Origin of the sequence: Cryobacterium sp. 10I1 (genome assembly GCF_035019805.1) — a bacterium.
GTDB lineage: Bacteria > Actinomycetota > Actinomycetes > Actinomycetales > Microbacteriaceae > Cryobacterium > Cryobacterium glucosi.
In genome coordinates this window covers 1-1383 of the sequence record NZ_JASJVF010000467.1, presented here as the reverse complement: position 1 = coordinate 1383, position 1383 = coordinate 1, and the positions used below count along the sequence as shown (strand labels likewise).

Genomic DNA, 1383 nt, shown 5'->3' with positions numbered 1-1383 from the left:
GCCTGCAACCTCCTGATCGTCGGAGGCGACCTCACGGATCCCACTCCGGACGAAGCCGGCCAGCTCGACGAACTCCTCGCAACCCTCCCGCTGGAGCGCCGCGCACTGCCGCTCGCGATCACCGTCGGCCGGCTGCACCGGGTCAAGGGCATGGCAACCCTCGTCGAAACCTGGGCGGCCGACCCGGCGCTCCAGTCCGCCTGCAACCTCCTGATCGTCGGAGGCGACCTCACGGATCCCACTCCGGACGAAGCCGGCCAGCTCGACAGGATCCACGCCGTCGTGCCGCGCGGCGACGCCGCCTCTGCGGGGCTGCTCCTCGCCGGGCACCGCTCCAACGACACTGTCGCCCGCTGGCTCGCCGCCACCCGCCTCGGCCGCACCGGCCTCGCCGCGGCGAACGGCGTGTACGTCTGCGCGAGCATGAAGGAGGAGTTCGGCATCGCGTTGCTCGAGGCGATGGCCGCGGGGCTCACCGTGGTCGCCCCGAACGGCGGGGGACCGGCCACCTACGTCGAGCAGGGAGTGACCGGGTTCCTTGTCGACACCGGGAACCCGGCAGGCCTCGCCACCGGGGTGCGTGAAGCCCTCGATCTCGCGGCCGGCCCCTTCGGCCCCGAATTCGCCGAGCGCGCCATGGCCATGGTCTCCGGCTCGTTCACGATCCAGGCGATGGCCGCGACCCTCTCCGGGGTGTACCGCGACGTCGCAGAAGCGCACGAGCGCCTCAGGGCGGATGCCGGGAACGGCTACGGCCGGGGACTGGCGTCAAACTGGACGCTGAGCGCCTCATGACCCTGCTCATCATCAGCCCCGACTACGCCTCGCACCTGTTCCCGCTCGCGACCCTCGGCACGGCCTGGCAGACCGCCGGGGAACGGGTCGTCGTCGCGAGCGGCCCCGCGACGGCCGGAATCGTCGCCGAGTTCGGCTTCGAACGGGTGAACCTGCAGCTCGGCCGCGGTTCGAACCCCGGCACCATCCGGGCGGAACAGCAGCCGAGCGGTGAGGACGACGCCCTCCGCGGCTTCTTCGCCGCGACGAGGCTCGGCCTCGTGCCGACTCTGCAGTTCCAGGCCGAGGCACGCAGCAACGACCTGCTCTGGAACCCGGTCGAGATCGCCAGGGAGGTACAGCGCATCGTCGCCGAGGTGCGCCCCGACCAGATCATCGTCGACCACCTGGCCTTCAGCGCCCGCCTCGCGCTCGTGAGCGCCGGCATCCGCCACGCCGACGTCGTGCTCGGGCACCCGAGCGCCCTTCCGGTCGGCACCGAGGTCTATGGCTTCCCGTCCTCCTGGCCCGATGCTTTCGCGCCGGAGCCGGACGACCTCGCCGGGCTTCACAGCACCTGCGAGGCGGTGCGCGACACCTTCACCGCCC

The 1383-nt window shown here is 71.9% G+C and carries 1 protein-coding gene and 1 pseudogene; both read left to right on the top strand.

The features are described from left to right. Window positions 1-795 (top strand): glycosyltransferase family 4 protein (locus QN345_RS19135; protein ID WP_323509126.1); only part of this gene is annotated, 795 nt, incomplete at its 5' end. Further along, window positions 792-1383, top strand: a pseudogene (locus QN345_RS19130) (glycosyltransferase); the annotation flags it as partial. The gene QN345_RS19135 and the pseudogene QN345_RS19130, both read left to right, overlap by 4 nt.